The 8582-nt window shown below is 30.2% G+C and carries 6 protein-coding genes; 5 read left to right on the forward strand and 1 reads right to left on the reverse strand.

What is annotated here, in order from left to right:
* The first annotated feature begins 406 nt into the window (after positions 1 to 406).
* Together WAK64_RS10775 and WAK64_RS10780 are read left to right on the forward strand one after the other, a co-directional pair.
* Positions 407 to 1678, forward strand: coding sequence for a DUF5068 domain-containing protein (locus WAK64_RS10775; RefSeq protein ID WP_336586975.1), 1272 nt, complete (start codon positions 407 to 409; stop codon positions 1676 to 1678).
* 702 nt (positions 1679 to 2380) lie between these two features.
* Complete coding sequence (locus tag WAK64_RS10780; protein WP_336586976.1) at positions 2381 to 3688, forward strand: helix-turn-helix transcriptional regulator; 1308 nt, start codon at positions 2381 to 2383, stop codon at positions 3686 to 3688.
* A gap of 272 nt (positions 3689 to 3960) precedes the next feature.
* Here WAK64_RS10780 and WAK64_RS10785 read toward each other — a convergent pair whose 3' ends face one another.
* Positions 3961 to 4269, reverse strand: a complete 309-nt coding sequence (locus WAK64_RS10785) for a hypothetical protein (protein WP_336586977.1) — start codon at positions 4267 to 4269, stop codon at positions 3961 to 3963.
* A 1761-nt stretch (positions 4270 to 6030) separates the two neighbouring features.
* Between WAK64_RS10785 and WAK64_RS10790 the strand changes: the two genes are divergently transcribed.
* The 3 genes from WAK64_RS10790 to WAK64_RS10800 form a co-directional block, all read left to right on the forward strand.
* Entirely contained in the window at positions 6031 to 6171 is a 141-nt protein-coding gene (locus WAK64_RS10790) for a hypothetical protein (protein ID WP_336586978.1), read from the forward strand.
* Complete coding sequence (locus WAK64_RS10795) at positions 6172 to 6768, forward strand: hypothetical protein (RefSeq protein ID WP_336586979.1); 597 nt, start codon at positions 6172 to 6174, stop codon at positions 6766 to 6768.
* 266 nt (positions 6769 to 7034) lie between these two features.
* Positions 7035 to 8582 (forward strand): condensation domain-containing protein (locus WAK64_RS10800; protein ID WP_336586980.1); only part of this gene is annotated, 1548 nt, incomplete at its 3' end.

The following is an 8582-nucleotide window of genomic DNA, read 5'->3' on the forward strand; positions in this document are numbered from 1 at the left end:
TTAGCTTTTTAAAAGAGTTCGGTACATGAATATAACATTTTGAAACATGACCTTTTCACAGCTAATTAGTATTTCCAGCTTCTATTATATCATTACTTACGAAGTTCTATAGGAATAACAATACGTTCTAATTTATCAACTTTTCCTCCAAAACATGTACGGATCAAATCTATTATTCTTCCTTCTTGACCTTTCGTTGTTCTACAAAATGTGTCAATTATTTCAATCTATTTTTTAGTAAAAAATCCTAAATTAGTTAAAAATACTTATTTTTTGTAAATTTAAGAATGCCCATAATGTCCTATTTTTGTGTTGTTGTTCTCAAACTTGTCTATTATTATGGTATTTATTGTCTCTTTTCAAGTATAATAATCAAGTATTTCAAGAAAGAAGAGAGATAGAAAACATGGGGAAAACAAAGGTAGTAACATTACTTTCTACAGCAATCCTATTATTAGCAGCTTGTGGAAATGATGAAAAAGCATCTTCAGAGGAAAAAGAAACGAAGCCAAAAATCGAAGAGACAAGCACAGAAGAAAAAGCAGAAGAAAAAGCAGAAGAAAAAGCAGAAGAAAAAGCAGAAGAAAAAGAAGAAGAAAACACAGAGACCACTGGTGAATTAAACCCATTTATCGCTGAAGAAACAGAAGGTAATGTTGAAGTAATTTACACTAACAAAGAGCCCAATTATGCTCATGATTTGGACGGCTTTAAAGTGAGTGTTGACGAATATCAGATCGTAAAAGTTACGGACATGAATACAGATTATAATATTGCTTTCGATGATCAAACAGAGGGCTATGTTATTACAACAAAGGTAACGATTAATAATACTACAGATAAACCAATGTATTATACAAATTTTCATAAAATACAATTAAGCAGTAACTTAGATTATATTCAAAATAACGGAAGAAAACTCGTGCCCGAAGATCAACAAATAGCTAAAATTAAGGAGAACAAAGATCAAATCAGTTTATTTGAAGCAGGTGAAACTGTTACCGGATTAATGACCTTTATCTTAACTAATGAAGAATTTGAAAAATTAAAAACGGTTTCTCCGAAATATATCATTGAAGGTGGAGTTGCCGACAATGATCAGTTCAAAAATAGTAATCATCAGCATTCAGATGCTTTTATTTTTGTTTTTGAAGACAATGAAACAGGTAATCAAACAACGTCAAACTTTTTACAAGATCGTTTAACAACAGATAATATGGCTGATAAGGAAATGATTTTTGAAGAGACAGGAATCAAGGATACAAAGAATATTGATAAGGTAGAAATTCAAGTAGATACTGTGCAATACACTGAAATTGAACCTTCAGAAGTAAGTAAACCACGTTTTGAAAATTTTGGAGATAATGGAATTGTAGCCTTAACTGTCAAATTAAATATCGACAATCAATCCAATGAATCTTTAAGACTTAGTGGTCTTGGCACTAAGCTTAATGTCGATGAAAATAGAGCAATCGTTTTAAGTGAAGGAATGGTGGAGCCACGTGAACTAGAATCGATTGCTCCTGGTGAAAAAGGGGAAAAACTTCATGTATTCCTTTTTAGAAAAGACGAATTTGAATTATATAAGAAAATTGATATGGAGTTTGGACCGTTTACAGGTGAGGACGGGAAAGACTTATTCAAAGGAAAATCAGCAACCTTTACATTACCAAAATAAAATACATTTTGTATTAGATTCTAACTAAATGGCTATACTAAAAATATTCCGAAAGTTAACCTCTTTGAACCCTTCTCTTAACTGAGAGGGGTATTTTTTGTGCTTCTGAGAATAAGTTTGTACCTTTCAGGTGTGGCCTCTGCTAAGGAGAAGTAAGCCAAAATAACTGAAACAATTTCATTTTATAAAAATAATATTATTTTTATTAGATAAAGAGTTTTGAATAATGATCATTTAAGTTGTGTCTGTTAGACCTAATTCGACAACATAGGGTATTTTTTTATTAAGATATTTTTGTATGGAAAGATAAAATGACTTCGGAAATATTCAACTAAGTCTAGAACATATGGAGACGTTCACTAGGTGTGGAGCTAACAATAGTAGCTTTTATTTTTTTGAAGAAGAGGGTTAGTTTTTCTGTAAGAAGGAAAGAATCATTCCCCATTATAGAAGCGAGGGGAATTTAGAGATTTCCCATTCTATACAAAACGTAGGGTTAAATGAGTCAGAATACCTAGGGCTCACATTATAAAATTAATAGAGGTAACCTATATTAATATATCTATTTCATGAATATAGTGCCAAATCCCCCCATGAATAATGAAGTTGTATTATTATTATCTTCTTTTATTTGGTAAAATACTACTGATGCCTTTTTATTCAGAATTATCAAAATTAATAATAACAAAAGGAGATTTATTTATGGAAGTAGGGGAAAGAATTAGACAACTACGTATACATAAGCGTTTAACTCAAAAAAATTTGGTAAAGGACATTTGTTCAATAACCTATTTAAGTCGTATAGAAAACGGTCAAATAAATCCTTCTGCTACATTTTTAAATAAAATATCAAATCGTTTAGGCGTAGATTTAGAAGATTTATATTACGCCAATCCATCAAATATTGAGAAAAGAATTTTAGAAATTATTCATCATTATAAAGAAAAAGAAGAATTAATAGAGGATGATCTTTCTTATCTACACATTCAAATCTTAGAAATGCATCCAACGGAAGTTTATCTTAAAATATTTGGAGTATTGTTAAGGTTCTATACTAAAAGTTTAAATGTTGAAGAAGCAAAAACAGTATATCATTTATCAAATAAATTAATCCCCGATAATGTTGATAATCTTTATAAAGAGGATTATTACTATTATTATCTTGCTTGTGGAAATTTATTTTATTCTTTGCAAGACTATTTGCAAGCAAATAATTATTATTTGAAATCAGAAAAATTAATCGCAGATCATAATGGAATAGAGGCGGCTAAATTATATTATAATATAAGTCTTGTGAAGCAAAGGTTGCTTACAAATACAGAGGTCAGTTTATATTATTCAAATAAGGCTTATCAAATTTTTAATAAATATAAAGATAAAGAAAATATTATCATCGTATTAATTACTCTAGGGGTTCAATTTCAATTAATTAATGATTTGGAAAAGTCGTCCAATCATTTACATGAGGCATTATCGATTATTAATGAACAAGACAACTCAAAATATATGAAGTATATCGCGATGATTAATTATAATTTAGGAAGAATACATGCAAAGAATAAGGATTTAAAATTAGCTATTTATCATTATAAAAAAAGTATCCAGATTAATCATGACATTCATTTTGAACAAGAAAATATTCATGCATTAAGAAGGATGATTGAGATATACATTGAACTAAAGGAATGGAATATGGTAAATGAAAATTTACAAACCGCAATCCATTTATCAAAAGAGTATAATTTAAGTCATGATTTTATTTTATTAACTTTATTAAAAGTCTCAGTTTATAAACTAAATGGGAATGACCAGCTTTATGAAAAAGAAATGACAAAAACGTTAAATGTAGCAAAACAGTCTAACCAATATACTCTAGTAAAACAAATATCACAAGAATTAGGAGAGCATTTTTACGATAAAAAGGCGTACAAAAAAGCAGCTGATTTCTACAAAAATACATTAAAATATGAAGAGGAAATCTATGAAAAAATTAAACTAATTCCTGATTAAGCAAGCAGGACTCTTTTTGTGTGAATGAAGTAGTAAAAGCTAAAGCGGCTTTCATAGCTTGAAAAGTATTTGAAAAATGGATGTATGTGTGAAGGAGATTCTTTAAGAAAAGCAGCAAAAATCATGGAAAACCTCTTTTGCAGAATCAAATGACTAACCTTTCATTCTAGGAATAAGCTATCTACTTAAATGTGGATAGCTTATTTTTGTATGATTATAATATTCCTTTTGTTGAATAGATATTCTACAAGTAATTGAAGCGGACTAGTTGTTTAAGAATAAATCTGTTTAATCCATAAATAATTATTCCTTTTAAAAGTTATATACCATAAGCTAGCGAGAGCTTTGGAGCCATTTAATCCACCACACTCAAATCTCAGAAATTCATTATCTTTGATTTCAAATTCAATTTTATTACTTCTACACCAGTCAATTTGTAGATATAGTGTATGTAAGCCTTGCTTTATAGGGTAGTCAAAAGTTTCTCCCGATTTAATTGTCCCAACCTCTTTCTCATCTATCATCACTTTATACCCTCTGAGTTTATCAACAAATCTTGTTTCTCGTTTAATCTCTATCATTCTAAATCTCCTTTTTAAAGTGTTAAGCAATGGACTCATAATAATCATTTGCCATGTCAGCCTTATTCAACTCAACATTGTCTATCTAATTCTTGCTCCAACTTAGGTTATTTTCATCAACATTTACTTTAACATAACCAAATATTAAAAAGAGGGATAAATCTATAGCACTTTATTCTGATCGCCCACTGCGTTTTTTTGTTTCATAGAACCCGTAAAAGGAAATTAGATTTTTATAGAGGATGTTGGAATGAAAAAATCCCTTATCAAGAAAATAAGGGATAAATTTATTCTAGCTCTACTCCTATATTTTTTAATGCTCTAGTACATACTTTCGTTTTACTCTACCATTTTCATGATACATTCAGTATCCAAAAAGAAATCCAGTTTTTGAATTAATTTGACTTTGTATTTTGATTTTTTTTGTATTTAGTAATTAATAAAAACAATACAAAGACTAAGCCAAAAAAAGTGTCAAGGATACTATTAAAATCCTTATAAAACCCTACCGCTATAATAATAAGTACTATTATTGTATAAATTAAAAAGCTTACTTTTCTCATTTTATTAATATAGTTATGCATGATAAGTTGAGAAATAATAAATATTAAGATTGTAACTCTTGAAATAATATAGCCCTCTATATAATGAAAGCTTGATAAAACTACTATTAATACAATAAGTTCCACTATGTCAATTAACCATTCTTTTAGTTTCATCATTATGATCATCTCTCTATGAACGTTTTATTTAGCTGCATTTTTCCATGTGATTAACCAAAATAACAATATAACGTAACGTTATGAATATCTACTTTACCATAATGATTTTTCAATAAAGTTAAAAATAGATTAAATTTTAGGTTTATTTAAGATTACATTCATAGATTGGTATTTATTCCGGTTCTGGTGCAAAAATATTAAGGTCCATGTAGGAATCTCAATGACTTGGATAGACTGATATTATTACTCTAAACAGGGATGTAATTAGAATAAGAAATCAATCTAAATGGAATCACCATTAGCCAGAAATGATTATCTTAACTGTAAGATAATATCTAACCTAGCAGTACAACCTTGTTTTCGTCATTTATGATGGAGGAACGAGGAATATCGGTGATTCCTACAACTATTTGGGTGAATCAATATGGTCTAAATAAAATGATATTAAAAAACTACCAAGAGTTTTTGAAACGTCTCTGAGAGTAGATAAATAAACAAAAGCAGCCAAGCGCTTTATACCTTTGCTGCTTTTCATGTTGGTGAACTTCATGAATAAATCAAACCTCAGTTTATCTTAAAGTTATTTAGCTTCTATGTGATAGAGCCCTTATATTACCTCACCTAATCCTCACTCAATCAACTGTTTTCCAATGGTTGGTCTCACACTTTCCGTTACGATTCCTTTGTAAATGAAAAAGTTTAACTCAATTTCTTAATACGTTTTTATATCTACGCCTGCTATTTCGGTGAAAGTAGTTTAACTTTTTATCTAATTATTTTTAGTACTTGTTCATTTGATTTCGTAGAAGTTATTTATTATAAAGCCTTTTGGTATCGTAGTTTTCTTACATGAAACTCAATACTAGTAGTGTTATGTAGCGTTCGAGCAGATTATATTTCGGGTCTGCTTATTAAATTTTAGTAGAAAAAATAGCATTGAATGGGAAAAAAAAAGACGAAATTTTACTACTTTTTATAAACAAGGTAATTCCATTATCTTTAAATTACAGAAAACAACTTAAAAGGGAGTGGAGATTTAATGAAAAAAATAGTAATGATGTTAGTGGTTATTTTAACGGTTTTATCTGGGGTAACTGGTGGGGAAGTATCAGCTAGTAGTGGAGAAACAAATACTGAATCTCAGCCCGGACCATATGAAACCCCACAAGAGAGTAATTAAATGAGTAATAATCAAATGATACGACATTTGAGTAAATATCCTCCAAACCATTTTGATCAAGAGGCATTTGTACTATCAAGCTCACATAGTGTGTCGTGTTCTATTCGAAAGCATAATCTTGAGAAGCAAATAATAAATAATAGCTTAATTCATAAAAACACACTGGCTCAAGTTTTATATGAAGTGTCTTATGAACTAGATTCAAAAAGTGAAGGAGAATTTTATCCAATAATTTTAGTTCTAAAGCCGTTTGTTATAAATGGGTTTGAGCAAACGGGCCTATATAAATTGGACTATGACAAGGAAATCTTCCATTATTGCAGCGGTTTGGAGAAAGATGTACTGAGAAACATTATGATTCACCAGGAGCAAAATAAAATTACTTCCGGTTTAGGAATTGGATATTATTCACCCAAAAATATGGTAGATCCAATTGATAAAATAATCTATTTTTCTAAAAAGGTAAACTACTATTTAAATTTACATGGAGAAATAAAAGAAAAGACTTTACCGGCAGATTTTACGAAAAATAATCAAAAAGAGCAATTGTTTCTTCCTCCAATTTGTTTCATTCAATGGTTATATCCTAACGATTAAGTTCGACAACAAAGATGAAGATGTAGCATTTATAAAATTTTATAGGAAGAAAAAACGTCCCATAACTTTTTTAGAGAATGGACTGAGCTGATCATAACAACTAAAAGGTCTTGCAGCCAAAGGCAAACACAATCTATTCTAATACACAAACTATAGGGAACAGGATTCCTCTTGAAAGTCTATTTTAAAAAACTTAATAAGATTTACACATACTTAGGAAAGAATGTAACACTTTGATACACAACCGAATCAAGGAGGGTTAAAGATTGATCAAGAAAAACTATGTTCAGACATCACCATTATCTGAGGGTCAAAAATCCTTTTATACTCACTATTGTATGACCCCAGAAAGTTCATTATATAATGAACGAGCTGCTTGGAATATCAGCACTGGAATTAATGTTCCTCACTTTAAACAAGCCTTAATTGAGGTAACGAAACGGCATAATATGATGCGAGTCAATTTCATCATGGAGAAGGAACCGGTACAAAAAGTATATAGTGAACCTATTCTAGATTTTGAACTCATTGATATGAAACATTGCGATCATTCGTATATAAGGGAATATCTTGATAAAGAAACACATAGACCTTTTAAACTAGAAGAAGAGCCCGTCTATCGATTTAGATTACTAGAAATTTCTAGCGATAAATATATCTTTCTCTTTATGTTTCACCATATTGCTGGAGATGGCGGAACATATTCAATCATTTTAGATGAAATAGGATATTTTTATAATAGATTAAATGAAGGAAAGGATCTTGATTTAGATTCTAATGTGAATAACTATTCTGACTTTATTGATTGGCAAAAGGATAAATTATCAGGTAAAAGAGGGGAGAAATTAAAATCAATATGGAAAAATAAGCTTTCAGGTAAACTGCCAGTTCTAGACCTTCCTAGTGATTACCGTCGACCACCTGTTCCTTCATATAGGGGAAATCTTTTTCCATTTAGTCTAAGTGATAAAGTCGTTAATAAGCTATATGAACTATGTAAAGAGAAGAACACGACTCTTTACGCAGGGTTAATGTCACTATATGCTTCCTTTTTATATCGATATTCTGGACAGGAGGATCTCATTATAGGTACCCCTGTATCCGGAAGGAATAATAAAAAGTTTCTATCAACAGCAGGGTATTTTGTTAATATTCTTCCCATTCGTGTTCATGTTTCAGAGGGTATATCTTTTTCGGATTTCTTTGATACAGTACGGAAGGAAATGTTTAGTAGCATTAGATACGGCGAATATCCGTTTCCTCTAATGGTTGAAGATGTGAAAGCAAACATTCACTCTAGCTATTCACCTGTTTTTCAGACATCTTTGGTAATTCAAAAGGATAGTAGACAAAAAGAAGCAACAATGCTAGGGAATGCGAAAAATATAATAAATGTGCACGGCTTACATTTAGAGCCTATATTCATTGATAAAAATGTTTCGAAGTTTGATTTAACCTTGTTTGTAGAAGAAGAAATGGATAACAGTGTATGCTGCAATTTTGAATATAATAGCGATATTTTTGAACACAATACAATTGCGAGAATGGCAAGCTATTTTGTGAACTTTGTTACGGAAATTCTTGATAATCCAAATATAGAAATTTCGAAAGTCAGCCTATTAGATCCAACTGAGCAGAAGCAATTATTGATGCAATGGAATGGAATAAAAGCGGAGTATCCAAGGGATGCATTAATCCATCAGTTGTTTGAGGAACAAGCCACCCGTCATCCAAAGGCCATTGCTGTTGTCTATGAAAATCAACAGCTGACTTACGAAGAACTGAATGAACAAGCCAATCAATTGGCTCATTAT

It is taken from the genome of Bacillus spongiae (genome assembly GCF_037120725.1).
In the GTDB taxonomy this organism is placed as follows: Bacteria; Bacillota; Bacilli; order Bacillales; family Bacillaceae_K; genus Bacillus_CI; species Bacillus_CI spongiae.